The sequence below is a fragment of the Streptomyces sp. NPDC014891 genome (assembly GCF_043081085.1).
Taxonomy (GTDB): Bacteria; Actinomycetota; Actinomycetes; order Streptomycetales; family Streptomycetaceae; genus Streptomyces.
Genome location: NZ_JBIBWF010000004.1, coordinates 537033 through 563357, shown reverse-complemented (window position 1 = coordinate 563357; position 26325 = coordinate 537033). Strand labels below are relative to the sequence as shown.

At 74.3% G+C, this 26325-nt stretch carries 18 protein-coding genes; 7 read left to right on the top strand and 11 right to left on the bottom strand.

Translation table 11 applies throughout. The features are described 5' to 3' along the window. Positions 1 to 14 precede the first annotated feature (14 nt). The 8 genes from ACF09E_RS14425 to ACF09E_RS14390 form a co-directional block, all read right to left on the bottom strand. Positions 15 to 857, bottom strand: coding sequence for a putative RNA methyltransferase (locus ACF09E_RS14425; RefSeq protein WP_392205474.1), 843 nt, complete (start codon positions 855 to 857; stop codon positions 15 to 17). A gap of 143 nt (positions 858 to 1000) precedes the next feature. Beyond that, a complete protein-coding gene (locus ACF09E_RS14420) occupies positions 1001 to 2149 on the bottom strand; it encodes an AI-2E family transporter (RefSeq protein WP_392205473.1) in 1149 nt (382 codons plus the stop codon). A gap of 284 nt (positions 2150 to 2433) precedes the next feature. Continuing rightward, a complete protein-coding gene (locus ACF09E_RS14415; protein ID WP_392205472.1) occupies positions 2434 to 3579 on the bottom strand; it encodes an endonuclease/exonuclease/phosphatase family protein in 1146 nt (381 codons plus the stop codon). Next, positions 3576 to 4529, bottom strand: coding sequence for a D-alanyl-D-alanine carboxypeptidase family protein (locus tag ACF09E_RS14410; protein ID WP_392205471.1), 954 nt, complete (start codon positions 4527 to 4529; stop codon positions 3576 to 3578). The genes ACF09E_RS14415 and ACF09E_RS14410 overlap by 4 nt, the downstream gene beginning before the upstream one ends. Positions 4530 to 4941: 412 nt before the next feature. Next, positions 4942 to 6201: a sensor histidine kinase gene (locus ACF09E_RS14405; protein WP_392205470.1), complete on the bottom strand. Its 1260-nt coding sequence runs from the start codon at positions 6199 to 6201 to the stop codon at positions 4942 to 4944. Then, the gene (gene cseB, locus ACF09E_RS14400; protein ID WP_392205469.1) at positions 6198 to 6926 is read right to left on the bottom strand and encodes a two-component system response regulator CseB; all 729 of its coding nucleotides are present in this window, start codon (positions 6924 to 6926) and stop codon (positions 6198 to 6200) included. Before cseB ends, ACF09E_RS14405 begins: the two co-directional genes overlap by 4 nt. 326 nt (positions 6927 to 7252) lie before the next feature. Continuing rightward, positions 7253 to 8683, bottom strand: a complete 1431-nt coding sequence (locus tag ACF09E_RS14395; protein WP_392205468.1) for a nucleobase:cation symporter-2 family protein — start codon at positions 8681 to 8683, stop codon at positions 7253 to 7255. A gap of 319 nt (positions 8684 to 9002) precedes the next feature. Continuing rightward, complete coding sequence (locus ACF09E_RS14390; protein ID WP_392205467.1) at positions 9003 to 9719, bottom strand: helix-turn-helix domain-containing protein; 717 nt, start codon at positions 9717 to 9719, stop codon at positions 9003 to 9005. Between the two features lie 301 nt (positions 9720 to 10020). On the opposite strand from ACF09E_RS14390, the gene ACF09E_RS14385 reads away from it, so the two are divergent. Continuing rightward, positions 10021 to 11847 carry a solute carrier family 23 protein gene (locus ACF09E_RS14385; protein WP_392205466.1) on the top strand — a complete coding sequence of 609 codons (1827 nt, stop codon included), beginning with the start codon at positions 10021 to 10023 and terminating at the stop codon, positions 11845 to 11847. Positions 11848 to 11993: 146 nt separating this feature from the next. Beyond that, positions 11994 to 12662, top strand: coding sequence for an SAM-dependent methyltransferase (locus ACF09E_RS14380; RefSeq protein WP_392205465.1), 669 nt, complete (start codon positions 11994 to 11996; stop codon positions 12660 to 12662). Positions 12663 to 12697: 35 nt separating this feature from the next. Here the strand turns inward: ACF09E_RS14380 and ACF09E_RS14375 are convergent, their stop codons facing one another. Together ACF09E_RS14375 and ACF09E_RS14370 are read right to left on the bottom strand one after the other, a co-directional pair. After that, positions 12698 to 13453, bottom strand: coding sequence for a thioesterase II family protein (locus ACF09E_RS14375; protein ID WP_392205464.1), 756 nt, complete (start codon positions 13451 to 13453; stop codon positions 12698 to 12700). A 274-nt stretch (positions 13454 to 13727) separates the two neighbouring features. Further along, a complete protein-coding gene (locus ACF09E_RS14370) occupies positions 13728 to 15080 on the bottom strand; it encodes a hydrolytic protein (RefSeq protein WP_392205463.1) in 1353 nt (450 codons plus the stop codon). 206 nt (positions 15081 to 15286) lie between these two features. On the opposite strand from ACF09E_RS14370, the gene ACF09E_RS14365 reads away from it, so the two are divergent. From ACF09E_RS14365 to ACF09E_RS14350, 4 genes are all read left to right on the top strand, one after another. Then, positions 15287 to 16009, top strand: a complete 723-nt coding sequence (locus ACF09E_RS14365; RefSeq protein WP_392205462.1) for a response regulator transcription factor — start codon at positions 15287 to 15289, stop codon at positions 16007 to 16009. Positions 16010 to 16192: 183 nt separating this feature from the next. Continuing rightward, positions 16193 to 19387 carry a hypothetical protein gene (locus ACF09E_RS14360; protein ID WP_392205659.1) on the top strand — a complete coding sequence of 1065 codons (3195 nt, stop codon included), beginning with the start codon at positions 16193 to 16195 and terminating at the stop codon, positions 19385 to 19387. Continuing rightward, positions 19384 to 20097, top strand: a complete 714-nt coding sequence (locus ACF09E_RS14355; RefSeq protein WP_392205461.1) for a DUF4255 domain-containing protein — start codon at positions 19384 to 19386, stop codon at positions 20095 to 20097. Before ACF09E_RS14360 ends, ACF09E_RS14355 begins: the two co-directional genes overlap by 4 nt. Before the next feature lie 17 nt (positions 20098 to 20114). Then, a complete protein-coding gene (locus ACF09E_RS14350) occupies positions 20115 to 22199 on the top strand; it encodes an AAA family ATPase (protein WP_392205658.1) in 2085 nt (694 codons plus the stop codon). Positions 22200 to 22338: 139 nt separating this feature from the next. Here ACF09E_RS14350 and ACF09E_RS14345 read toward each other — a convergent pair whose 3' ends face one another. After that, entirely contained in the window at positions 22339 to 24504 is a 2166-nt protein-coding gene (locus ACF09E_RS14345) for a DUF4157 domain-containing protein (protein ID WP_392205460.1), read from the bottom strand. A 250-nt stretch (positions 24505 to 24754) separates the two neighbouring features. Between ACF09E_RS14345 and ACF09E_RS14340 the strand changes: the two genes are divergently transcribed. After that, entirely contained in the window at positions 24755 to 26314 is a 1560-nt protein-coding gene (locus ACF09E_RS14340; RefSeq protein ID WP_392205459.1) for a phage tail sheath family protein, read from the top strand. Positions 26315 to 26325: the final 11 nt, after the last annotated feature.

Genomic DNA, 26325 nt, shown 5'->3' with positions numbered 1-26325 from the left:
CGGGGACCGCGCCGCTACGCCGTCAGCCGGTAGGCGGCGAGCCGCACGGAGAGCGTGACCCGGGACGGCACCGGCAGCCCCCGGATCGTCTCCAGGTCCCGCTGCGCGTCACGGTGCCAGGCATTGGGTCCCATACCGACCAGGTGTGCCAGAGCCTGGTGGTCGAGGGCCATGGTCTGGGTCAGCTCCTCCGTGGCGACGGCCGAGAAGTGCGGGGCGAGCTGCTCCGCGAGACGCGACTGCTTCCCTTCGTCCACCCGCAGCAGGCCGAGCGCGCCGATCACCTCCCGAAGGTGATCGGGCAGAGGAGTGACGACGAGGAGGACGCCACGGGGATGGAGAACGCGACGCAGTTCCGGACCGTTGCGGGGAGCGAACGTGTTGATCACCATGGCGGCCGCGTCATCCCGCAGCGGAAGCGTCTGCCAGGCGTCGGTGACCGCGGCCGCGATCCGCGGATGCGCCTTCGCGGCACGCCGCACGGCGTACTTGGAGATGTCCAGCAGCAGTCCCTCGGCATCGAGGAACGCGTCCATGGCCCTGGCCTGGTAGTGGCCCGTCCCCCCACCGATGTCGACCACACAGCCGCGCACGGCCGGATCGGCCGTCCGCCGCGCCAGATCGACCAGCGCGTCCATCACGGGGGCGTAGTGACCCGCCGACAGGAACGCGTCCCGGGCCTCCACCATCTCCTTGGTGTCCGCCCGTAGTTTCGTCGCCCTGGGAAGCAGATTCACGTAACCCTGCTTCGCGATGTCGAAGGAGTGTCCGGCGGGACAGAGAAGTGCGCGGTCGCCCTGAGCCAGCGACGCACCGCAGTGCGGGCAGGCGAGGTAGCGCACGATCCTGTCGAGCATGGAGCACCGTTCCTTCGCACTTGTCGGCGGACCGGCCAACCCTACCGACGACCGCCGGCGTCGCCGGCGGTCGTCCGATCGCCGCCCTCGCCATGGTGACGGTCGCGCGAGGATGCCCGCGGGCGCGGACGGCGCCGGTTCGCTCAGGACGCCGGGGTCTCCGCCGGGACGACGGACTCGGGGGCATCGTCGGGGTCGGGCCTCGTGCCACCGTCGGCGTCGTGCCGCGGCGGTTCGGAGAGCTGCTCGCGCACGTACCCCCACACCACGGCGACGAGGGCGGCGACGGGCACGGCGAGCAGGCTGCCGACGATGCCGGCGAGGCTGCCGCCGAGGGTGACGGCGAGCAGGACGACGGCGGCGTGCAGTCCGAGACCGCGGCTCTGGATCATGGGCTGGAAGACGTTCCCCTCCAGCTGCTGCACCACCACGATGATCGCGAGCACGATCAGGGCGTCGGTCAGGCCGTTGGAGACCAGGGCGATGAGCACGGCGACGAATCCGGCGAACAACGCGCCGACGATCGGCACGAAGGCGCTGACGAAGGTGAGCACGGCGAGCGGCAGGACGAGCGGCACGCCGAGGATCCACAGACCGATGCCGATGAGGACGGCGTCGAGGAGGCCCACCGCGGCCTGGGAGCGCACGAAGGCGCCGAGGGTGTCCCAGCCGCGTTCGGCGATCGTGGTGGCGTCGGTCGCGAGGCGGCCGGGGAGCTGACGGGCCAGCCAGGGCTGGAAGCGCGGCCCGTCCTTGAGGAAGAAGAACATCAGGAAGAGCGCGAGCACGGCCGTGACGACCCCGTTCACGACCGTGCCGACGCCGGTGGCGAGCGTGGTCAGCAGGGATCCGACGCTGTTCTGAAGGCGGTCGGTCGCGGTGTCCAGGGCGCCGGTGATCTGGTCGTCGCCGATGTTCAGGGGCGGACCCGCGGTCCATTCACGGAGACGCTGGATGCCTTCGACCACACCGTCGGCCAGTTCGCCGGACTGCGAGGCGACCGGTATCGCGATGAGTGCGACGGTGCCAGCGGTGACGGCAAGGAAGACGACGGTGACCACGGAGGCGGCGAGCGCCGGCGGCCAGCCGAGGCGGCGCAACAAGCGGGCGAAGGGCCAGGTCAGCGTGGTGATCAGCAGACCGATGACGAGCGGCCACACGATCGACCACATCCGGCCGAGCAGCCAGATCACCGCCGCCGTGCCCAAGAGCACCAGCAGCAGCTCCGTCGATATGCGGGCCGAGGCCCGTAGCGCGGCACGTGTTCTCGCAGGACTGAGAGAGGCAGACATGGCGATCACCCTAGAGCGGCCGGGGCGGTCCGCTGGACCGAGGCCGTGTCTTCCGGATCTTGCCGGGCGGCGCGGGTCAGGCAAGATCCGGAAGAGACGGCCTCGGCCCGATGGCGGGAGTCGGGGGCGAGCCGACGCACAGCGGGAGCGGGGCTGCCATGGCAGGCCATCGGAGCGGACGTTCTCCGGCGTAGCTCTCGGGCACAGGACTCGTCGGCGCTCACCGAGGACAAGGGCGGTCGCCGCCTCGCCCCTCCCCGTGTCCTGCGGCCACCCACCCCTCGTCAGTGAGCGGGGTCCGGGGCGAGGTGGATCCGGGCCGCTACCGGGAGGTGGTCGCTGGCCGTCGCGGGGAGGGTCCACGCCGAGGCGGCCCGGACGCCCCCGAGAAGGATCTGGTCGATCCGGACGACCGGCAGGCGCGCCGGCCAGGTGAAGCCGAAGCCCGCGCCCGCCGCGGCCTGTGCGGAGACGAGACGGTCGGTGAGGGGGCGCAGTGCGCGGTCGTCCGTGGAGCCGTTGAGGTCCCCCAGGAGGACGACGCGCCGGGCGGGCTCGGCCCGTACCTCCGCCGCCAGCACCCCCAGCGCCTCGTCGCGCGCCCCGGCGGTGAATCCGCCCAGGCCCACGCGGACGGACGGCAGATGGGCGACGTAGACGGCCAGGGGCCCGCCGGGCGCGTCCACCGTGGCCCGCATCGCCCGCGTCCACGGCATGATCGGCACCGCCCGCGCGTCGCTCAGCGGATGCACGCTCCACAGGCCCACCGTGCCCTCGTAGAAGTGGTACGGGTAGGCCTCCGCCAGGGCCTGCTCGTAGGCGGGCGCCGTGGCCGGGCTCAGCTCCTCCAGCGCCAGTACGTCCGCCCCGGCGGCGAGCAGGCTCCGCACCGTACCGGCGGGGTCGGGGTTGGCCTGGTTGACGTTGTGACTGACGAGCGTGAGGTCCCCACCGGGCGACGTCTTGTCGGCCAGGGCTCCGCCGAAGGCCGTCAGCCAGGCCACGGCCGGCAGCACCAGGGCCACCACCGCCGCCACCCGCGCGCGCCGCAGCAGGGCCGCCGTCACCAGCACGGGCACGGCCGGTGCGCTCCAGGGCAGCAGGGTCTCGGCCAGACTGCTCAGCCGTCCGGGCAGTCCGGGGAGCAGCCCGTGGCCCGCGACGCTCACCGCGAGGAGGACGGAGCAGCCCGTGACCGCCGCCCCGCGGCGCCGCCACCACCGGCGGCGTGCCCCGGCGCCCGCCGCGTCGGCCGGGGCTCCGGGAGCGCGGTCCGTGCCGTCCGCCGCGGGGGACGGAACGGTCTGCGCCGCCGTGCCGTCCGCCGCGGGCGACGCGACGGTCCGCGCCGCCGTGCCGTCCGGCGCCGCGGGGCAGGGAACGCGCTGTGCCGCTCCGCCGTCCGGCGCCGGACGTGTCGTCGCCGTCATCGTTCCCCGCCCTCGGTTCCGGCGGCGGCCAGCCGCTCGCGGACGGCGGCGAGCAGGGCCCGGCCCGCGTCGACCGCGGCCCGGAGCCCCTCGGCGGGCGTCGTGTTCGCCCGCTGGTGCAGGACGGCGCCCACCAGCAGTCGGGGCTCGCCGCCGACGCGCACCTCGCAGGCCCACAGGAGGTTCCCGCCCGCCGGGGTGCTGGAGCCGGTCTTCACACCGACGACGCCCGGGGTGTCCAGCAGGGGATTGGTGTTGGTGACCGTCCCGAGGCCGGGGACGGCGGTCTCGCGGGTGGCGACGACAGCCCGGAAGACAGGGTCCTCCATCGCGGCCCGCGTCAGCCGCACCTGGTCGGCCGCGGTGCTCGTGGTCGTCGGCTCGATGCCGCTCGCCCCCGTGTAGACCGTGTCCTTCATACCGAGCCGTCCGGCGGCGCGCCGCATCTTCGTCACGAAGGCCGCCTGGCTGCCGGAGTCCCAGCGGGCCAGCAGACGGGCGACGTTGTTGCCGGAGGGGATGAGGAGCAGTTCCAGGAGCCGACGCTGGGAGTGGCGTTCGCCGGGCCGTACCGGGACGGTCGACTCGCCGCCGACCCCCACCTCGTACGCGGCCGTCCGGTCCACTTCGATCAGGGGGCCCTCCTCGTCGGGCCTCAGCGGGTGCTCCTCGAGGATGACGTAGGCCGTCATCACCTTCGTCAGGCTCGCGATCGGTACGGGCCGCCGCCCGCCCCGCTCGCCCAGCGAGCCGGTCCCTTCGAGCTCGACGGCGCTCTGGCCGTCCTGCGGCCAGGGGAGCGGCCCGATGTCGGAGACCGGCAGCCGCTCGCCTCCCGTCGTCGGAGGCGTGCCGGAGGGCGAGGCGACGGCGATGCCCAGGGCCGTCAGCAGGGCCACGGACAGGGCGCCGCCGACGAGGCGGTGACGGGGGGTGCGGGGCAGGGACACGGGCCGCCTCCAGGGGCTGCGGTACGGGATCGGTACGGCAGCAAGACTCCGGGGACGAGGTCTCCGCCCCACGGTCGGGAGAGCGCGGCCCGTGCTCGGGAACCCATCGGTCGTGTATCAGCGGGGCGGTGGCGCGCGGACCCGCGCCGGCAGGCCCGCCGTCCCGATGAGCCGGCCCCCGGCAGTCACGCCGTCCTGGTGCAGCGGGGGCCACCGGCAGTCACGTCGTCCCGGTGCGGCCGGGCCACGGGCCGACCGGTCCTCCCGATGAGCCGGGCCCCGGCAGTCACGCCGTCCTGGTGCAGCCGGGGCCACCGGCAGTCACGTCGTCCCGGTGAAGCCGCGCCACCGGCACACAGGCCCTCCCGGTGAGCGGGCCGTCGCCCGCCCGTGGGACGGCCCGGAGGCCGGTTCACGCCTCGGACGCAGGTCCGTCCTGGGGCAGGCGCAGGGTCGCGACCGCCCCTCCGTCGCGGGCGTTGGCGAAGGCCAGGGTCGCCCCGATCACCCTCGCCTGGCCGGACGCGATCGTCAGGCCCAGGCCGTGCCCGTGCCCCCGTTCGGCCGAGCCCGTACGGAACCGCTGGGGGCCGTGGGACAGCAGGTCGGCAGGGAAGCCGGGGCCGTGGTCCCGGACGGTCACGGTACGGCCGGAGACCGTGACCTCCACCCGGCCCGCGCCGTGCCGGTGGGCGTTGACGACGAGGTTGGAGACGATGCGGTCCAGGCGCCGGGGGTCCGACTCGACCACTGCCGCCCCCTGGTGCGTCACCTGCGCCGCCAGGCCCGTCCGCGCCACCGAGTCCCGGACGAGGGCGGCCAGGTCGACCGGTCCCTGCTGGGCCGTCTCGGCGCCCGCGTCGAGCCGGGAGACCTCCAGGAGGTCCTCCACCAGGTCGCGCAGCACCCGCACCCGGCTCTGGACCATGTCCGTCACCTCGCCCGCGGGCAGCAGTTCGGCCGAGGTGACCAGGCCCATCAGCGGGGTGCGCAGCTCGTGTGCGACATCGGCGGTGAAGCGCTGCTCGGTGTCGATCCGCTGCTGGAGGCTGTCGGCCATCGAGTCGACCACGGCCGAGATCTCGGCGACCTCGTCGCCTCCGCGGACCGTTCCCGTCCGGGCGTCGAGGTCGCCGGCCGTGATGCGCCGGGCCGTGCGGGCGACCCGGCGCAGCCGCCGGGCGGGGAGTTCCGTCGCCAGGGCCGTGGCGGGGACGACGACGCCCAGGGTGAGCAGCGAGTACTTCCACATGTGACGGTCCAGGGCCTGCCGGGTCAGCAGGTCGGCGGTCATGTCGATCTCGACCGCGTACAGCTTCCCGCCCTCCCGGCGGGCCGCCCAGAAGACGGGGGCCGGGGGCCCGTCCTCGTAGAGGGTGGCCTCGCCGCCGTGCTCGACCTGCCTCAGCAGGGCCTCGGGCAGTTCCTCGGGGGACACCCGGGGCCCCTCCGCACCTGCTGCCTCGGCTTCCTCCAAGGCCGTCGCCAGCGCCACGTGGGCCCTGCCCGCGCCCTCGTGCAGGGAGCGCCGCAGCACCGAGTCGTGCACCAGCACGCCGACCGTCAGCGCCATCGAGGCACAGGCGAGCGCCACCAGGAGGACGATCTTCCAGCGCAGCGAGCGGGCGCGCGGTACCAGGCCCGCGACCGCTCCCCGCGGGGCCCGGCTCACCGCTTCCACTTGTAGCCGAAGCCCCGGACCGTCTCGACGCGCTCGGCGCCGATCTTCTTGCGCAGCCGCTGCACGCACAGGTCGACGACCCGGGTGTCGCCGTCCCAGCCGTAGTCCCACACTTCGCGCAGCAGGGTCTGACGGTCCAGCACGATCCCGGGGTGCGCGGCGAACTGGAGCAGCAGCCGCAGCTCGGTCGGGGCGAGCGCGATCCGCTCGCCGCCCCGGCGGACCTCCAGGGCCGCGGGGTCGAGGGACAGGTCGCCGAAGAGCAGCGGTCCGGCCGGCGTCGCGGGGTCGGCGGGTTCGGGTGCCGGGGACACGAAGGCGGCCCGGCGCAGCAGCGAACGGATGCGCGCCACCAGGACGGCGGTGTCGACGGGCTTCACCACGTAGTCGTCGGCCCCGGCCTCCAGGCCGGACACCACGTCGAGGGCGTCACCGCGCGCCGACATCATCAGGATCGGGTCCGTGGCCGTCTCCCGGATGCGCCGGCACAGTCCGATGCCGTCCAGTCCCGGCAGCATCACGTCGAGCAGCACCAGGTCGTGCCGCCCCTCCCGGAAGAGTTCGAGCCCGGTCAGTCCGTCGGCCGCGACGAGCACGCGGTAGCCGTAGCGCTCCAGGGACATCGCGACGGACCGCCGGATCACCTCGTCGTCCTCGACCAGCAGGACGGTCACGGTCGCAGGCGCGGGCGCGGGCGCCGACACGGAATCAGACATGTCCATCTCTCGGGCACGGGGCGGAGGGGGGCCTCCATCATGCCTCACTCCCGCGCCACCCCAGGCGCCGCCGGAGAGCCGTCGGTACGCCCCTGAACTGGGCTGATACGCGCCTGATACGCCACGGCGCGGTGACCGACACACACCCGAGCGGGGACGGACACGGAGGCGGTGCGCCGGACACCGGAGGGAGTGGCAGCCGCTCCGGCGGCCACCATCGGCGTACAGGCGACGCCGCCCGGAACAGACGCCCACGGAGCACGGGCGCCCGCCCCGCCCGGTCCAGGGGCGGCGAGGCGGGCGCCCGCGAGGGCTCGGGGCGGGGGTCAGTGGTGTGCGGCGGGCGCGGGCAGCGTCTCCGGAGCGGGGTCGGTCCTGCGGCCGAGGTGGTTGAAAGCGAGGTTGAGGAGGACGGCTACCACGCATCCGGTGCTGATGCCGGAGTCAAGGACGATGCGGGCGCCTTCGGGGAAGGCGTGGTAGAAGTCCGGGGCGGCGATGGGGATGATGCCCGCGCCCAGGGAGATGGCGACGATGAGGACGTTGTCGCCGCGTTCGAGGGCGGCTCCGGCGAGGGTCTGGATGCCGCTGGCGGCGACGGTGCCGAAGAGGGCGATGCCCACTCCGCCGAGGACGGGCTGGGGGATGAGCGCGACGACGGAGGCCAGCAGCGGGCAGAGGCCGAGCAGGAGGAGGATGCCGCCGGCCGCGGCGACGACGAAGCGGCTGCGGACCTTGGTGATGGCGACGAGGCCGACGTTCTGGGCGAAGGCGCTCGCGGCGAAGCCGTTGAAGAGGGGGCTCAGGGCGGTGCCGAGGCCGTCGGCGCGGAGCGCGGCGGCCAGGGTCTTCTCGTCGGCCGGCCGCTCGACGATCTCGCCGAGGGCGAGGACGTCGGCGGTGGACTCGGTCATCGACACGAGCATCACGATGCACATGGAGATGATCGCCGCGGCCGCGAACTGCGGGGCGCCGAAGTGGAACGGGGTGGGGAGTCCGATGATGTCGGCGTCGCCGACGGCGCTGAAGTCGGCGACGCCCAGCGGCAGGGAGAGGAGCGTGCCGGCCACGAGGCCCAGCAGGATGGAGATCTGCTTGAGGAAGCCCGTCAGGACGCGGCGCAGGACCACGGTGATCAGCAGGGTGGCGGTGGCGAGGCCGATGTACTTGAGGCTGCCGTAGTCCGGTGCCTGCGCGTTGCCGCCCTGGGCCCAGTTGAACGCGACGGGCAGCAGGGAGACGCCGATGAGGGTGATGACCGTGCCCGTGACCACGGGCGGGAAGAAGCGGATCAGTTTGCAGAAGAAGGGGGCGAGGAGGAATCCGAAGACGCCGGCGACGATCACGGCGCCGTAGATGACGGGCAGCGCGTCCTCGGGGCCTTCGGCCTTCGCTATCGCGAGCATCGGCGCGACGCCGGCGAAGGAGACGCCGTTGACGAACGGGAGCCGCGCTCCGACCTTCCAGAAGCCGAGCGTCTGCAGGAGCGTGGCGATGCCCGAGGTGAACAGGCTGGCGCTCATGAGGAACGCGATGTCCGCGGTGGACAGGCCGACGCCGATGCCGACGACCAGCGGCGGCGCGACGACGCCGGCGTACATGGCGGCGACGTGCTGAAGACCGGCGCTGAAGAGCTTCAGCGGGGGCAGCATCTGGTCGACCGGATGGGTGTCGCCCGGTCTTGCGGGGGTGTCGGGACGAGCGTCGGTTCCGTCCTCGGTCTTCGTCGGTTCCGGGGCGGGGCGGGATTCCGGCATGGCGTGTCTCCTGGCCGCGGCGGTCTCGTGGGAGCGCGGGCAGCCCTGTGGGAGAGCCGGCGTCGGTGACGCACGGCTCTGCGGATGGGTGTGATGACGGGGTGCGGAGGATGCGGCACCGGGCGTGGGCCGAGAGGCCGTCGTGCCGGGGTGACGCGGCCGGAGAGCGGGGAGTGGGGCGCCGGAGAACGGGCGGGCGGGATTCGTGTCCCGGTGTTCCCGCGGTCCCCCGGCCGGCCGGCGCGCAGCTGTCCGTGATGCGCGTCGTGCCACTCCGTCCGGCGAAGTCGGAACAGTTCCTCACGGTGCGGCGTGGGTGTCAAGAGGCGGGACGGGCCGGGTTGGCGACCTCCCGGACGTGGTGCCAGAGGTGCAGGTCGATGTGTTCGAGGAAGTCCGCCGCCCGGGCCTCCGCGCGGGCCGCCTGACGGGGCGGGCCGCCGGCCGCGCCCTCCCACTGCTGGTAGGTGAGGTGGAGGCGTTCGAGGGCGTGGCCGAGTACCGCGGGGTCGAGCGGCACGATGCGGGCGAGGGCCCCCACGTAGGGGGGCCACCAGGTGGTGGCGGCCTCTCTGAGCAGGACGCGGAGCCGGCCGGTCCTGCCGCAGGCGGCGACGAAGCAGGCCGGCGGCGGGCAGAGGACTCTCAGGAGGGCGTCCGTCTGGGCGGGGGTGCCCTGCCAGCGGTTCCGGCGTTCGGCGTCCTCCCACTGGCCGCGGGTGAGGCCGAGCTCGGTCGCGGTCTCGTTGACGGTGAGTCCGGCGACGGTACGGCACTGGGCGAGGGTGACGGGCTCTTCGACGAGATCGACCGGGGAGCACCAGAGGGCCGCCGCGAGGGCCTTCACCTGGGTGTTCTCGGGGGTGGCGGTGCCGGCTTCCCACGCCTCGACGAGGCCGGGGTGCGCGGGGTGTCCGCAGTAGGCGGTGACGGCCCAGGCGACCTGACCGAGTGTCAGGCCGAGCTGGGCGCGGACGGCCGCGGCACGGGCGGGATCGAAGCGGGGCAGGGAGTACGGATCGTCTGCGGGTGGCATAGCGGGACACCGTAGGGACCCCGCCGTTCACGGCCAAGGGTCGGAACGCTCTCGATGACGGCTCCGTAGCCCGGCGTTCGGCTCCTTCGTCGGATCTCCTGAGGGGCTGGACCGTCGATGACCTGCTCTTTCATGGGAAAGGGCGGGCGAGTGGGGAGGGGAGGAGGCCGGGGCGACTGTCGGTTCCTCCAGAATTCGCGAGGAACTGGCGGCTTCTCTTGGGGGAGTTGACGAGGTTCAGGCCGGGCCATAAAGTCCCGTCCCGTCCACAACGGAAAACTTCTTCCGTCATGCGAAAACTGTGGTGACAGCCGCCCACCCCTTGCGGCTCGCCCCCATCGGTCATGCCCCCGGTTCGGGCCGTCCCCCGGCACCGGTCACTCTGCCCACACGCCCCGGCAGTCCGCTGCCCGCCGCCCTCCAACACGTGGCGAGCATGTACGCCGGCCTGACCGCACCACCGCTGATCATCGGCAGCGCCCTGGGGCTGACCCCGGCCCAGCTCTCCGCCCTCCTGGCCGCCGCGCTGCTGATCGCCGGGCTCGGCACGATCGCCCAGACCCTCGGCGTCTACGGCGTCGGCGCCGGGTTGCCCCTGGTCAACGGCGTCTCGTTCGCCGTCGTGTCACCGGCGCTCGCCACCGCCGCCACCCAGGGGCGCGACGGCGCCCTCCCGGCGATCTTCGGGGCCACCCTGGTGGCGGGACTCCTCTGCCTGCTGCTCGCTCCCGTCTTCTGCCGACTGGTCAGGTTCTTCCCCCCGGTCGTCAGCGGCTGTGTCATCACCCTGGTCGGCATCTCCCTCCTGCCGGTCGCCGGCACCTGGGCCCGGGGCGGAGACGCCGAAGCCCCCGGCTTCGGCTCGCCCGCCGACCTGGCCCTCGCGGCGACGACCCTCGTCATCACCCTGACCGTGCACCGCATGCTCTCGGGCCGTTTCCTCGGACGGGTCGCCATCCTCATCGGCATGCTCGCGGGCACCCTGATCGCGATCCCGCTGGGCAAGGTCGACCTCGCCCCCCTCGCCCAGGCGCCCCTCTTCGCCCTGCCCACGCCCTTCGGCTTCGGCGCCCCGCAGTTCGTCCCCACCGTGATCGCCACCGCCGCGGTGGTGATGATCGTGTCCATGATGGAGTCCACCGCCGCGCTGCTGGCGCTGGGCGCGGTCGCCGAACGGCCGGTCCGGGACCGGACCATCGCAGGCAGCCTCCGCGCCCTCGGTCTCGCCACGGTCCTCGGCGGCGTCCTCGGCTCGTTCACCAGCACGTCGTACGCGCAGAACGTCGGCCTGGTCTCCCTCAGCCGGATCCGCAGCCGATACGTCGTCACGCTCTGCGGCGCCATCCTCGTCCTGATGGGCTTCGTGCCCGTCCTGGGCTCGCTCGTCGCCCTCGTCCCGCTGCCCGTCCTCGGCGGTGCGGGAGTGGTCTTCTTCGGCTCCGTCGCCGTCACGGGCATCCGTACCCTGACCAAGGCCGCCCTCGGCACCGGTCACAACGCCCTGATCGTCTCCGTCACCCTCGCCTTCGGTCTCTTCCCCGTCCTCGACCCGGACTTCTACGCCCGTCTCCCCGCCCCGGTGGCGACCGTGCTCGGCTCGGGGATCACCGCCGGCTGCCTCGTCGCGGTCCTCCTCAACTACCTCCTGAACCACCTGGGTCGCGGCACCGAGGCCGACCCCGACGCGATCTCCGCGGAACAGGTCACCGCCCTCGACACCGCGGACACCGTCCTCGGGCCGAAGCCTTCCGCCGGCTGGACACCCTTCCAGCCCTCCAGCCGCCCCTCCAACGGCCGTGACACCAGCGGCACGGCACGGCCCGCTCCCGTCTGGCCCTACGTGACCGGCCCCGTAGACCCCACCGACACCGGGCGGCGCCACCGGCCGCACGACGTCCCGGCGCCGCCCGACCGGCCGGACGAGGTGTCCTCGCCGCTCCACTCCTCCGCCGCTCACGAGGGCACGGCCCCGCCCGCCGTCACCGAGAACGCGGTCTTCCCCGGCCCGCTGCACCCCCTCCACCCCCGGCACACCGGTCGTCCCGACCGTCCCCGGCAACGGCACAGCGCGGCGTCCGACCCCTGGCCGCATCCGCAGACCCCCTCCGCACCCGGCGACGGTCAGTAGAGACGACCTTCCCCGACCTCTCCGCGGAGCCCGGCATCGCGCAGGCCCGGCGGAGAGCTCGCGCCGACCCACCGGACCACCGCCGGATTCGCCCCCCGGGGACCCGTGTCCCACCGATTCCCCGGCGACAAGACGAGGTAGCCCCGATGACCACCCTTTCCGCCGCCCGCCACCACGCGGGCGGCTCCCCGCGCGGCACGCCCCGCCCGGGCCCCGACGAGAGAATCGCCCACGTCGTGGCCGAGGCCCTCGGATCCGCCCGGACGGTCCTCGACTCGGATGCGCTGCCCGGCCTCGGCACCACGCGACTCCCTTTCGGCGACGGGAGGTTCGACGCGGCGATGATGCTCTGCAACGCCCCCCGCGTCTCCGACGCGCTCTCGCGGCTCAGGGAACTGCGCCGCGTGACACGGGGACCCGTCGTGGTCCTCGCCACCGACCCCTCGCGCGTCCGCGGATTCTGGCTGGACCGGTACGCCCCCGAGGTCCTGGCCGTCGAAGCGCGGCGCCATCCGCCGATCGCCGATCTGACCGCCGCCCTCGGGGGCTCCGCCGAGGTGCGGAGCGTCCCCGTTCCCCTCGACTGCACCGACACCTTCGACGAGGCGTACTACGGAAGACCCGAGCGGCTCCTGGACCCGTCGGCCCGCCAGGCGGGGTCGGCCTGGAGCTTCGTCGACGACCGGGTCCGCGAGGAGTTCGACACGACCCTGCGCCGCGAACTCCGGTCGGGGGAGTGGGACGAGCGCTTCGGCCACCTCCGCCGCCGGCCCGTCTACGAGGGATCGCTGGTGATCGTCCGCGCCACCCCCTGACGTCCTCCCGGGGACGGCCCCCGTGGGGCGTTCTGTCAGCGGTCTCCGGCCAGGTGCCCCGTGAGCTCGCGCATCAGCGTCTCGTGCTGCTGGAGCAGGTAGAAGTGGCCGCCGGGCAGGACCCGTACCCGGAAGCCCACGGGTGCGACGTCCGCCCAGGCGTCCATGTCCCGTACCGTCACGTTCGGATCCGTGTCGCCGATCCAGGCGTGCACCGGACAGCCGACGGTGGTGGCGGCACGGGGTCCGTAGGTGCTCACGACGGTGAAGTCCGCCCGGACCGCGGGCAGCACGAGCTGTCGGATGTCCGGGTCGTCCAGCAGGGCGGTGTCGGTCCCGCCGAGCCCGCGCAGTACGGCGACCAGCTCGTCGTCCCCCTTCCGGTGCAGGTCGAGCGGGGTCAGCCGGTGCGGGGCCTTGCGGCTGGAGACGTGGAGGGCGGCGGGCGTGACGCGGTGCCGCTCCTCCAGGCGCAGCGCCACCTCGTAGGCCAGGGACGCTCCCATGCTGTGGCCGAAGAGCGTCAGGGGCACGTCCGCGAAGGGCAGCAGCGCCGCCGTGACCCGGTCCGCGAGCACGTCCATCCGGTCGACGAACGGCTCGTTGAACCGCTCCTGGCGTCCGGGGTACTGCGCCACGAGGACCTCGGTGTCGCCGTCGAAGGCGCTGCCCCAGGAGTGGAAGAAGCTCGCGGAACCGCCCGCGTGCGGCAGGACCGCCAGCCGGCGCCGGGGTGCCGGAGCGGTGGAGTACCTGCGGAACCACGTCGTGCTGTCCGTGCCGGTTGTCATGTGTGCGTACACCCCGTCCTCGGGTTCGTGGGGTGCCAGTGTCCCCGCAGGGCCCGGTGTCCGGACGGTGGGGGTCCGGTGGCGAGCCGCTCCCGTGGCCCGGTGCTTCCGGGACCGGCGGCCGCACACGTGTCGGCCCCCACGCACACCAGGGTGTGTGGGGGCCGATGCGTGTTTCGAGTCCTGGTCTGACGATTTCAGGCCGAAAGATATGTCGGACTTTACAGCTGCGATCGAAGCCGATCGATAATGCCGTGGACGGGTAACGTCGGAATCACTCGGTGCTCCTGAGCGCACCACTCACGTTGACGACCTCGTGGCACTCCCGCGCCTGCTGTCCCGTCGCGGGCGTACCGGGCTTCGTGCAGGTCACGTCGATGGTCACGGTGTCCTTCGCGCCGATCCTGATGGGAGTCACCCAGTGGTAGTCCTGGTTGCGGAACGTCTCCAGCGCGATCGTGGTGATCTTGCGGTCGCCGAAGGTGATCGTCATCACCCCTTCGTCGCCCTGGAAGTTCGCGACAACGATGTCCGTGATCCCGAACACGGTCTTCTCGGGGACCGTGTACGTCCCGGTCCTGGACTGTCCCGCTCCCGACCTCAGGTCGATGGTGGCCGAGCTCTGCCGGCCCCCGCCGGTCGCGGTGCCCTCGCCCGTGCCGTCCCCCGTGCCGTCCGGACCGTCGCCCCCGCCGCCGGGTCCGCCGCCCGTTCCCGGCTTCTGGCTGCTGCCGCCGGACGGCCGGCCCGGGCCGGGGGACGAACCGTCCGAGCCGCTCTCCGTCGGGATCGGACGGGGCTGCACCGCCTGGGTGGCCGCCTCCTCGGCGGCGCTGCGCACGGCCGGCCGGACCAGCGTGAACCAGGCGATCAGCAGCGCGATCAGCGCCGCCAGCAGCAGGAGCAGCCACTTGGGGAAGACGGGTATCTGGACGAACTCCGCGTCCAGCGTCGGCCCCGCGTGGGGCTCCTCGGCACGGTCCTCGGTCCGCTCCGGCTCGCCGGTCTCGCGGGAGTCCACGGTGAACGGCCAGACCACGGGGTCGCCGAACCACACCGGGCCCGCGGTGCGGACCCGCAGCCGGAGTTCCTTCGACTCGCCCGGCTCCAGCGCCGGTTCCGCCGGGGCGAAGGCGAACCGGAGCTCCTCGCCCGCCTGCCCGGGCGTGAACCCCACCCGTACCGGGGTGTTGCCCTGGTTGCGGACGGCCAGCAGATAGCGGCCCCGGAGCCAGCCGCGCCGGCGGCGTGGCGAGAGGTCGGTCCGCAGCTCGTGGAACGCGCCGACGCGCACCACGGTCTCCAGGACCTTGACCGACTCGGGCTGCTCGTTCGGGAGGATCCGTACGCCGAGGGGCAGCTCGCCGGCCCGTATCTCCGGCGAGCGCGGCGGGGCCAGACGGAGCGTCACCGTCTCGGACGTGCCGGGATAGAGGGAGAGCCGCTCGGGCTCGACGGTGGTCCACTCGGCACCGTCACCGACGACCTTCAGGTCGTACGCCTCGACGATGTCACTGTCGTTGCGGACGGTCAGGGTGGTGGTGGCGATGTCGCCCGGCGTCACGGACACGGCCGGGATGTCGAGGCCGGGCGCACCGGGACCGGAGGAGGCTGCGGAAGGCGTCACCCGCCCCACCGTAGGAGACCTGACAGATCCGTACGAGGCACGCGAGGGCAATGTCCGGGCAGCTCGGCTGCCCGGCAAGCACAAGTCAACTCTCCGGTAACAATGGATTTCTAGTCTGGAGAGCCGCCGTCGACACACCACCGGCCCGTGGTCGGCTCGTGTCGTGTCCGCCTTCCCCCCCACCGACTCAGGAAAACAGGTACCCGATGTTCCGCACCGAGGAGAAGAGGCCGGTCGCGGCCGGCAGTACGGCGCATGACGCCGTCCGGGGCCTTCCGGACCCCCATGCCGCCGCCTTCGGCCGCCCGCCCCGCGTCACCGTGGCGGTCTACGCCGCCGACCCCGTGCTGCGGGTCGGCGTCGTCCAACAGCTCCGCCAGCGCCCCGAGACCGAACTCGTCGACGACGCGGACGCGGAGAACGCGCAGGTCTCCCTGGTCGTCGTCGACGCCCTCGACGACGACGTGACCGCCCTGCTGACCCGGCTGAGCTACAACGGCGCCACCCGCGCGGGACTCGTGATCGGCACCCTCGGCGTCGGAGCGCTCCAGCGCGTCGTCGAGTGCGGGGTGTCGGCGGTACTGCGCCGCGCCGAGGCCGACCAGGACCAGCTGGTCCAGCTGGTCCTGGCGGTGGCCAACGGCGAGGGCGTGCTCCCGGGCGACCTGCTCGGCGAGTTACTGGGACACGTCGGCAGCCTGCGCCGCGCGGCCCTCGACCCCGGAGCCCTGCCCCTCTCCACCCTCACCAGCCGGGAGGCGGAGATGCTGCGCCTGGTCTCGGAGGGCCTGGACACCGCGGCGATCGCCCGCAAGACCTCGTACTCCGAGCGGACCGTGAAGAACGTCCTGCACGAGATCACCACCCGCCTCCAACTGCGCAACCGCGCCCACGCCGTGGGCTACGCGCTCCGCAACGGGCTGATATGACCGTCCCGTCCGGAGCGCGGCCCGGCGGCCGGCGCGACAGCCGGAGGGAAGACGGCGCTGCCCCAAAGTGCATCCCGCCCTTCCCCCGGGCGCGGCCCCCGGGCCCTCCCGCCGCGTGCGCCGCCGACGCACGATGACGGGGGGCACCTCCCGGTGCCGCACCGGACGGAGAAGGGCACCGTGATGAAGACCGCTGGCCCCGGTGGACGGCACCGCCGGGGGAGACTCGCCTCGGCGCTCCTGCTGCTCGTCCCCCTGCTGGGCGCGACGGGCGTGGCAGGGCCGGACGCCCCCCGGACCGAGGCGGCCGCGGCGGACGCCGCCGAGCCCACCCGCATCGCCTACGCGGGCACCGGCCACCGCAGCCTCGGCGAACCGGTCTCCACCGGCTCCAGCACCCCGCTGTTCGGTGCGGGACCCACCCACTACGACACCGACCCGTCCGCCCTCGGCGACCGGCTGGTCTTCGCGAGCCGCCGCGACGAGAAGCACCCGCAGATCTATCTGCGGGGCGCCGACGGCGGCGTCCTGCGGCTCACCAGCGGCCTGGACGCGGCCCATCCCCGGCTCACCCCGGACGGCGGGTCGGTGCTCTTCGACGCCGCCGACCCGGCCGGCGGCTCCCAGCGCGACCTGTGGACGGTGCGCACCGACGGCACCGGGCTGACCCGGCTGACGGACACGCCCGCCAGCGAGGAGGACCCGGCGGTCTCCCCCGACGGCGCCCGGATCGCCTACTCCAGCGACGCCGACCCCCTGGCCGGACGGCAGATCTACGTCCGCGCCCTCACGGGCGGCGTCCCCACCCGGCTCACCGACCCGGCCCGCGGCACCGCCTCCGAGCCCGCCTGGAACCCCGTCGACGACGACGTCAACCGCGCGTGGATCGCGTACACGTCGACCACGACCGAGGACGGGCAGACCAGGCAGCGGCTGCGGATCACCGACGGCACCACCGACGAGACGCTGTTCACCGGCGCGTACGCGAACTGGCAGGGCCACGCGGCGGCATGGCTGCCCGACGGGGACGGGATCGTGTTCCTCAGCCCCGAGACCACCTGCACCTGCAGGACCCCCTACGACCACGTCTTCCGGTCGGTCGTGCACTCCGACCGGGAACCCTCCCTGGTGCTCGACGAGGACCGCGACGTCCTCTCGCCCACCTGGCTCGGCCCCGCCGAGGGCGGCCACGCGGTCGTGGAGCGCAGCTCGGCGGCGACCGCGCACACGGCGACCCTCCAGGACATCCGCGCGGACGGTTCCGACCCGCGCGACCTGGTGCGGAAGATCCTGCGCGAGGACCCCCAGGCCGACACCAACACCGACCCCGCCAAGGACCCGCTCTTCCAGCCCGCCTCCCCGTTCGACCCGTGGACCGAACGGCAGAACTACACCCCCGACGGGCGCCGCCTCGTCCTCACCCGCTTCGAGGGACCCGACGACGCGCGGATCGAGCGGATCTGGACGGCCGACGCCGACGGTACGAACGAGGCACCGATGCCCCTCGACGGGCGCGGCCCGCGGGACTGGGACACCGACCCGACGTTCTCCCCGGACGGCACCCGCCTGGCCTTCACCCGTACCTCGCCCGGCGGGGTCGGCGAGGCCGCAGGGGACAGCCGCATCCTCCTCGCCGAGGTCGCGACTGGCCGGATCACCGGCGAGATCGTGCCCCCGGCCGGTGAGCTCCGCGGCCGGGACGCCCAGCCGGCCTGGTCCTCCGACGGCACCACCCTGGCCTTCACCCGCGCCCGGCAGACCGCCGGGGGCGGCGGCAGCAAGCACGTGTGGACCGCGTCCGTCGCCGACCCGACCCGGCAGCGCGACCTGAGCGCGACGCACTGCCCGCGCGACTGCGACGTCATCGACGACAGCCCCGCCTTCTCGCCCGACGGGCGCTCCCTCGCCTTCAACCGCAAGAACGGCGGCGGGCGGATCGACGAGCGCAACGGCCTCCTCCTGACCACCCTGTCCGGCGACGCCTGCCAGGTCCTGCTGCCCACCGCCGCCCGCGGTCAGGACGGCGCCTGCGCCCGGGAACTGCCGGACACCACGCTCACCGGTCCGCACCAGCCGCGCGACGCCGCCTGGACCGCCGACGGCAGGAGGCTGGTCTTCAGCTCCCGGGCCACGGCCGCGGTCAACAGCCCGGAGAAGCTGAACGTCCTGGACGTCGGCTCCGGCGACGTCACCCCGCTCACCGCCGAACTCGCCGGACGCCAGAAGGAACCCACCGTCCAGCAGTCCGTGGACCTCGCCGTCGAGGCACCCGGCACGACGCCCGAGGTCACCGTCGGCGCATCCGGCACGGTCACCGTCCACGTGGTCAACCACGGCCCCGCCGCCTCGCCCGGCACCCGGCTCACCGCCGTCCCGCCGTCCGGTGTGCGGATCACCGGGATCGAGTGGCCCGGCGGCACCTGCGACGCCTCCTCCCTCCAGTGCGACCTGGGCGTCGTCGAACCCGGCGCCCGGGTCCCCGTGGACGTCACGCTCACCGGCGTCACCGCCGGGGACGCACCCGTGGACTGGTCGGTCACCGGCGCGGTCCTCGACCCCCGGCCCGGCGACAACGGCGGCCGGAGCGTGATCCCCGTACGCGAGGCACCCCCGACGCCGCCCCCCACGCCCACCCCGACCCCCACCCCCACGCCCACCCCGACTCCGACCCCCACCCGGACCCCGACGCCCACCCCGACTCCGACCCGGCCCCCGCAGCCCCCCGCGCCGAAGGCCGGACCCGGGGTGCGGATCACCGTCCAGCCCGAACCCGGCTACGTCGGCGGACGCGTCGTCGTCACGTACAGCGTCCGCAACGGCCGCAACGCGCTCGCCACCGGACTCCGGCTCAGGATCGGACTGCCCGCCGGGGTGCCCCACGGCGGACTCCCGGCAGGCTGCGACGGGAACGGCGCGTGCGCGCTGCCCGACCTCACCCCCGGCACGACCGCCGTCCTGCGGGTCGTCCTCAGCCCGAGGAAGGCGATGACCGCCCGCGTCACCGCCGTGCTCACCACCACCGGCACGGACGCCGACCGCGGCGACAACACCGCCCGGGAGCGCCTGCGCGTCCTCCAGCCGCGCATCGTCGCCGTGCCCGACATCGGCAAGCCCGGATTCGTCACCTCCGTCCGCGGCGTGGACTTCCCGCCCGGCGTCCCGGTGCGCTTCAGCTGGAACCCGGGGATCACCGCCGCCGCCCCGCCGACCTACCCGAAGGCCGACGGCACGTTCATCGGACAGCTGCTCATCCTCGCCAAGGACCAGACCGGGCCGCGCACCATCACGGCCTCGGGCCCCGGATTCTCCCCGGTGAAGACCGACTTCCTGGTCGTCGGCGGGACCGTCCAGCCGCCGGACGGGGTGACCCGCCGGTGATCCACGAGGTCGACGAGGGCCTCAGGCGGCTGCTGAACGGCAGCGGCCTGGAGGCCTCGGGCATCGACGTCACCTTCGACGCCCCCACCCGCGACTGGGCGGCGCGCCGCAGCGCCCCCACCGTCTGCGCGTTCCTCTACGACATCCGCGAGGACGCCCTGCGCCGCGGCTCCGGGACCGGCGAGGTCTACGACGAGGACGGCCACCTCGTCGCGCGCCGCTCACCACCGCGCTGGTTCCAGCTCACCTACCTGGTGACCGCGTGGGCCAACCGCCCGCAGGACGAGCACCGGCTGCTGTCCCAGGTCCTCGCCGCCCTCGTCGCGCAGGACGCGCTCCCCGCGCCGCTGCTCACCGGCTCCCTCGCCGAACTCGGCCTGACCGTCGGCCTGGAGGCCGCGGGACCGGTCATGGACGCGCCGGCCGCGGCCGACGTCTGGTCGGCGCTCGGCGGGGAGATGAAGGCCTCCCTCGGGGTACGGGTGTGGGCGCCGCTCGCCGGGGTGGCCAAGGCCGCCGCACCCCCCGTCACCGAAGGACTCGTCGTCCGCTCGGCCGCCGCCCGCGACGGCGCCCCCGAGGAGGCGGACCAGGGCCGCAGACTGCGCTACACCGAGGTCGCCGACCCCGGCCGCGACGGGTTCACCGGCCCCCGCGAACGCCCGCCCGCCCCGGCCCGCCGACGACGCAGGGGGGACCGGCAGCCGTGACGCACACCATCGACCCCCTGACCGACGGCGGGCCCGGCACCCGGCGGCCCGGCGCCCCCGACGCCCTGTGGACGCGGCTCGCCGCCGTCGAAACGCGCGTGCGGGAGGCCGTGGCCGCCCGCCGGGCCGTCGACCCCGACCCCGACGACCCCTACCGGGGCCAGTACCTGGCACCCGACGCCGCCGCGCGTCTCCTGGACGAGCCGGGCGGCCTCGGCCTGCCACCGGCGGAGCCCTGGGGGCCGCCCGCCGGGTCCCTCCTCGACGTCCTCGCGGAGCGCTTCGGCCTGACCCCGCTCGACCTGGACCTGCTCCTCGTCGCCACCGCCCCGGACCTCGACGCCCGCTTCGAGCGGCTCTACGGCTATCTCAACGACGACCTGACGCGCCGTCGGCCCACCGTCGGTCTGGCCCTGGAGCTGTGCGGACTCGACGGCGCCTCGCCCGCCCGTTTCCGGCTCGCCCCCGGCGCGCCGCTGGTCGACCACGGCCTCCTCGAGGTCACCGAACCGGAACGGCCTCCGCTGTCCCGCGTCCTGACCGTGCCCGACCGGGTCACCGCCCACCTCCTCGGCGACGGCCGGCCCGACGCCCGCCTCACCGGGGTGCTCGACGAGGTCCGCGCGGACCCGACCGCCGAGGCGGCGGACGTCCGTCGCGCCGCCTCGGCCGCCACCACCGGCGTCGGACTCGTCCATCTGCGCGGCCGGGGCGGCGACGCCGGGGGACTGGCCGCCGCCGCGCTCGCCGAGGCCCGGCTCGGCACGCTCGTGCTGGACGCGGCGGCGCTCGCCCGGCGCCCCGCCGACGTGCCCGCGCTCGCCCGGGTCCTCGCCCGCGAGGCCCGGCTGACCGGCTCCGGTGTCGTCCTCGGCCCGCTGACCGCGCTCCCCGGCGAACCCGCCGAACGGGAGCGGGTCCTCGCGTCGCTGTGCGCCGCGCTGCGCGGTCTCCCGCTCCTCACCCACGGCACGAGCGGCTGGGATCCGGTCTGGTCGGCCGACACCCCCGTCGTCCTGGACGTCGGGCCGCCCTCACCGGAACGCCAGGCCGCCCGCTGGCGCCACGCCCTCGACCGGGCCGCCGGCGACGGGGGCGCGGCGACCGGCGACGTCGCGGCGCTGGCCCGGGCCGTCGCCGCCCACCGCCTGGACTCCGGGCAACTGCGCCGCGCCGCCGAGGCGGCCGTGCGGACCGCCGCCCTGGACGGCCGCCCGGTGGCGCCCGACGACCTGCGGACCGCCGTGCGGGCACAGAACGGCGCGGGACTCGACCGGCTCGCCCGCCGGGTGGAGCCGGCCGTCGGCTGGGACGACCTGGTGCTGCCGCCGACCACCCACCGCCGGCTGCGCGAACTCGCGCTGCGCGCACGCCATCGCGAGCAGGTGCTCGGGCAGTGGGGGATGCGGCCAGGCGGCGGCCGGGGGCGCGGGGTCGTCGCCCTGTTCGCCGGCGGGTCCGGCACCGGCAAGACCATGTCCGCCGAGGTCGTCGCCGCCGACCTCGGCATGGACCTGTACGTGGTGGACCTGTCCACGGTCGTCGACAAGTACATCGGGGAGACCGAGAAGAACCTGGAGCGCATCTTCACCGGCGCGTCGGCGGTCAACGCCGTCCTGCTCTTCGACGAGGCCGACGCCATCTTCGGCAAACGCTCCGAGGTCAAGGACGCGCACGACCGGCACGCCAACATCGAGTCGGCGTACCTGCTCCAGCGCATGGAGTCCTTCGACGGGATCGCGGTGCTGACCACCAACCTGCGGGCCAACCTCGACGAGGCGTTCACCCGCCGTCTGGACGTCGTGGCGGACTTCCCCGTGCCGGAGGCGGAACAGCGCCTCGCGCTGTGGGAGCGCTGCCTGGGCTCCCGGCTGCCCCGGAGCGAGGACCTGGACCTCGCCTTCTGCGCCGACCGGTTCGAACTGGCCGGCGGCTCGATCCGTGCCTGCGCGGTCACCGCGGCCTATCTCGCCGCCGAGTCCGGGGAGCCGCTCACCATGGGGCAGGTGGTCACCGCGGTGGCCCAGGAGTACCGCAAGCTCGGACGGCTCGTCCTGGAGGGCGAGTTCGGGCCGTACCTGGCCGAGGCCGCGGGGGCCTGAGGGCGGGATCCGAGCCGGGGGGCCCGCGTCCGAGGGTGCCCGACCTCACGGGGCCGCGTCCGAGGGGGCCCGTCCCCACGGGCCGCGTCCGAGGCTGCCCCCGGGGGCCCGGTCCGCGGACCGGGCCCCCTCACTCGTCTCACATCTCCATCATCTCGGCCTGGTGCACGCCCTGCCCGCCCGCGGCGGGTGCCGCGCCGGGGTCGGTGGCCGCCGCCCAGATCCGCGCGCTCTCCGCCGACGGGACCGTCGCCAGGTTGGCCTTGCGCGCCTCGTCGGTGATCGTCTTGAACATGGACCTGAGCTGGCCGGCCTCGGTGGCCCGCGTGGTCAGCCAGCGCATCTCGACCGGGGCGCCCTTCTGGCCGCCGATGTGCGGCACGAGGGCGGCGTTGGGCTCGTCGGCCCTCGGCAGCGCCTTGCCGGGCGCGATCACGGGGAAGTTCTCGGTGCCGTTGAGGAGGCTGTCGAGCATCTGCGCGGTGTTGACGACCCCGGTGGCACCGTGGCCGTACGCCGGCCCGGCCGGGTTCGCCCTGTTGGCCGGGTACCTCGCCAGCAGCCCCTGCCAGTGGGCGACACCGGTCTCCGGGACCTGGCTGTGCAGCCAGGTCGCGAGCTGCTGGAGGACGTCCTGCCCGACGACCCTCTCGCGCAGCGTGTCGGTGGTCGCGGCCCTGCGGATACCGCCCAGGTTCGCCAGCTTGAGCAGGAACGGCACCGCGTTCTTCGTGGAGGCCGTGGGCCCGCGCACCCCCGCCTCGATCATGGCCGAGCCGATCGCGTACGACAGACCGAGGGCCAGGGTGCCGGTCAGGGCCTGCTGGTCGCCGCTCTCCAGCCCGGGCAGCAGGTGCGGCACGACGTCGGAACGCAGCTGCGGCACCGTGCGGTTGATGGCGGCGGCGGCGTCGCGCCAGCCGTCCGCGATGTGCTCCTTGCCGGCGGCCCGCCGCGAATCGTGGCTGACCTGGGTCTGGAAGCTGTAGAGCGACGGCAGTCCGGAGGGCAGCACGCCGATGGTGGCCTGGATGTACATCTCGCGCTTCACGTCGTTCTGGAAGTCCGCGATCGCCTTCTGCACGTCGGCCCTGGCGAACAGCTCCGGGCCCAGCCACTCGCGCAGGGCCGTCAGCGGGGTGCCCGTCGCGGCGATGGGCGAACCCGGCACACGGGAGGCGCGGTGCTTAGGGTCGTTCCCGAAGATCTCGTTCACATGCGCGTCGATCCGGTCGGCGACCTGCCCGATCGCGACGTCGGAGCCCGGCGCCATCTCGTCGAACGGTGCGGTGACGTACTCCAGGTTGCTCAGCGAGGAGGCGGGCCGCCCGGTCGCCACCGGCTGCCCGCCGTCGCCCGCCAGCCCGCAGAGCACGGCGTACAGCTGAGCGGCCTTGCGGGCGAGCGAGTTGTGGTCGGTGAGGATCGTCAGGTTGGGCTCGCTCATCACGGTGGCCGCGTAGCCGAAGCCGCCGTGGAAGAAGCCGCCGAGATCCGCCGAGGGCGCCCGGCCGCCGACCGTGTTCAGACCCGTCGTGTCGTGCTGGGCGAAGCTCGGCACGCTCAGCTCCACCTCGAAGCCGACCAGACGCTGCACGGAGTCCGGGTCGGCCGCGCGCTGCGCCGTGCCGTGCCCGTGGTGCCCGTGGTGCCCGTGGTGTCCGTGGTCGTGCCCGTCGCCCGCGTGGTGCCCTGCGCCGTGGTCCTCGACGGCGCGGGCCACCGGCACCGGTCCGGAGAGCACCCGCCGGGCGTTGCTCTCCGCCTCCCGCTCGAAGCGGTCGCCGGGGTCGCTGATCCGCAGCCCGTCCCCCCGGTCGGTGCCGGACACCGGGCCCTGCCGCTGCTGGACGACATGGGTCAGCTCATGGGCCAGGGTGTGCTTGTCCCGGCCGCCCTCTCCGAGGACGACATGGCTGCCCGAGGTGTACGCGCGCGCCCCGATGGCCCGCGCCGAGCGGGCCGCCGCGGCTCCGGTGTGCAGCCGCACGCCGGAGAAGTCCGTGCCGAAGCGGGACTCCATCTCCGAGCGCACCGGACCGGCCAGCGGCCGGCCCGCCGAGCCCAGCACCTCCCGCACCCCGGTGTCCTGCCGCGCCGGGGCGGGCCCGGCGCTCGCCCGGCGGGCGATCATGCCGCTCACCGCGGCGTTGCCGGCGCCGCCCTGGGCCGCCCGCAGCACGTCGGCCGTGAGCGGGGGCGGGACGGCGGCGCCGGTCCCCGGGCCCTCCCGCCGGGGTCCGGACCGGTCGCGCGCCGGGCGGCGCTCCTCGACCCGATCGATGCGCGGCCTGGGGGTCTGCACAGCTGCCTCCTCGTCGGCGCCCGTCGTACGACGCTCCAGCACACCGTCCGCCCGGCCGCGTGTCCAGGGACGAACGGGCAGCGTGCGGGCAGTCCCCGGTGATGTCCGGGCGGCCACCCCGGACCGCCCGTTGAGGCAGAGGCGCTGCCCCCGGGGAGGTCTCCCGGTCCCTGCCGGTCCGGCCGCGGGCCGAACAGACTCGACCTGGACACAGGTCATCGCGAGGCCGCAAGAACGTGAAGGAGCGAGCATGCCGACGTACCTCACCCCGGGTGTGTATGTGGAGGAGGTGCAGTCCGGTGCCAGGCCGATCGAAGGGGTCGGCACGGCCGTCGCCGCGTTCGTGGGCTTCGCCGAGAAGGGGCCGTTCCACACGCCGACCCTGGTCACCGGATGGGACCAGTACACCCAGGCGTTCGGCGGGTTCACCGAGGGCACCTACCTCGCCCACGCTCTCTACGGGTACTTCTCCAACGGCGGCGGCGCCGCGTACGTCGTGCGCATCGGCGGCTCGGCCGAGTCCGGCGCCCGGTCCGCCGCCACCGGTCGGCCCGACCGCGAGACCGGGGCCGCACGCCCGGTCGAGCTCGGCGGCTTCATGATCGCGGCCAAGCCGGGCGTGACCGGCGTCTCGGTCGAGGTCGTCGACCCCGAGGGCGAGAACCCGCCGGAGGACCGCTTCCGGCTGCTGGTCCGCCGCGGCGACCAGGTCGGCGAGACCTACGACGCCTCCGCCCGCAAGAACGTCAAGGGCTACCTGGTCACCCAGGCCCGCGCCTCCGAGCTGATCGAGGTCACCGAGCAGCGCGGCGCCCCCCAGACCCGCCCCGGCGCCCAGACCCTGGCGATCCCCGACGCGCCCGGCGTCCCCGCCGCCCCGGCCGCCGCCGACGTGGCCCGTATCGACCCCGCCGAGTACGTCGGCGACGCGGCGGCCCGCACCGGCTTCGGCGGCCTGGAGACCATCGACGAGATCACCATGGTCGCGGTCCCCGACCTGATGGGCGCCCACCAGCGCGGCGACATCGACGCCGAGGGCGTGCGCACCGTCCAGCTCGCCGTCATCTCGCACTGCGAGCAGATGGGCGACCGCGTGGCCGTCCTCGACACCCCGCCCGGCCTCAACGCCCAGCAGGTGCGCGACTGGCGCATGGACGAGGCCGGTTACGACTCGCGGTACGCCACCCTCTACTACCCCTGGGTGCGGGTCTTCGACCCGGCCCTCGGGCGCAACACCACCGTCCCGCCCAGCGGTCACGTCGCCGGCGTGTGGGCGCGCAGCGACGCCGAGCGCGGCGTGCACAAGGCCCCCGCCAACGAGGTGATCCGAGGCGCGGTCGACCTGGACATCCGTCTCAGCAAGGGCGAGCAGGACCTGCTGAACCCGATCGGCGTCAACTGCGTCCGGGCCTTCCCCGGCCGGGGCATCCGGATCTGGGGCGCCCGCACGCTCTCCTCCGACCCGGCCTGGCGCTACCTGAACGTGCGCCGCCTCTTCAACTACCTGGAGGAGTCGATCCTCCTGGGCACCCAGTGGGTCGTCTTCGAGCCCAACGACGACCGGCTGTGGTCCAGCATCCGGCGCAACGTCACCGCGTTCCTCATGGAGGAGTGGCGCAGGGGCGCGCTGTTCGGCCGCACCGCCGACGAGGCGTTCTACGTGAAGTGCGACCGCACGAACAACCCGCAGGAGTCCATCGACCAGGGCCGCGTGGTCTGTGAGATCGGCGTCTCGCCGGTCAAGCCGGCCGAGTTCGTGGTCTTCCGACTGGCCCAGTTCTCCGACACCACCAGCCTCATCGACGAGTGACCCGCGGGTCC

What these genes read in the sequence shown, in the direction of transcription:
- ACF09E_RS14425 (WP_392205474.1), bottom strand. Translation starts at nt 857, where the DNA reads ATGCTCGACAGGATCGTGCGCTACCTCGCCTGCCCGCACTGCGGTGCG.
- ACF09E_RS14420 (WP_392205473.1), bottom strand. Translation starts at nt 2,149, where the DNA reads ATGTCTGCCTCTCTCAGTCCTGCGAGAACACGTGCCGCGCTACGGGCC.
- ACF09E_RS14415 (WP_392205472.1), bottom strand. Translation starts at nt 3,579, where the DNA reads ATGACGGCGACGACACGTCCGGCGCCGGACGGCGGAGCGGCACAGCGC.
- cseB (WP_392205469.1), bottom strand. Translation starts at nt 6,926, where the DNA reads ATGTCTGATTCCGTGTCGGCGCCCGCGCCCGCGCCTGCGACCGTGACC.
- ACF09E_RS14395 (WP_392205468.1), bottom strand. Translation starts at nt 8,683, where the DNA reads ATGCCGGAATCCCGCCCCGCCCCGGAACCGACGAAGACCGAGGACGGA.
- ACF09E_RS14390 (WP_392205467.1), bottom strand. Translation starts at nt 9,719, where the DNA reads ATGCCACCCGCAGACGATCCGTACTCCCTGCCCCGCTTCGATCCCGCC.
- ACF09E_RS14380 (WP_392205465.1), top strand. Translation starts at nt 11,994, where the DNA reads ATGACCACCCTTTCCGCCGCCCGCCACCACGCGGGCGGCTCCCCGCGC.
- ACF09E_RS14375 (WP_392205464.1), bottom strand. Translation starts at nt 13,453, where the DNA reads ATGACAACCGGCACGGACAGCACGACGTGGTTCCGCAGGTACTCCACC.
- ACF09E_RS14365 (WP_392205462.1), top strand. Translation starts at nt 15,287, where the DNA reads ATGTTCCGCACCGAGGAGAAGAGGCCGGTCGCGGCCGGCAGTACGGCG.
- ACF09E_RS14360 (WP_392205659.1), top strand. Translation starts at nt 16,193, where the DNA reads ATGAAGACCGCTGGCCCCGGTGGACGGCACCGCCGGGGGAGACTCGCC.
- ACF09E_RS14340 (WP_392205459.1), top strand. Translation starts at nt 24,755, where the DNA reads ATGCCGACGTACCTCACCCCGGGTGTGTATGTGGAGGAGGTGCAGTCC.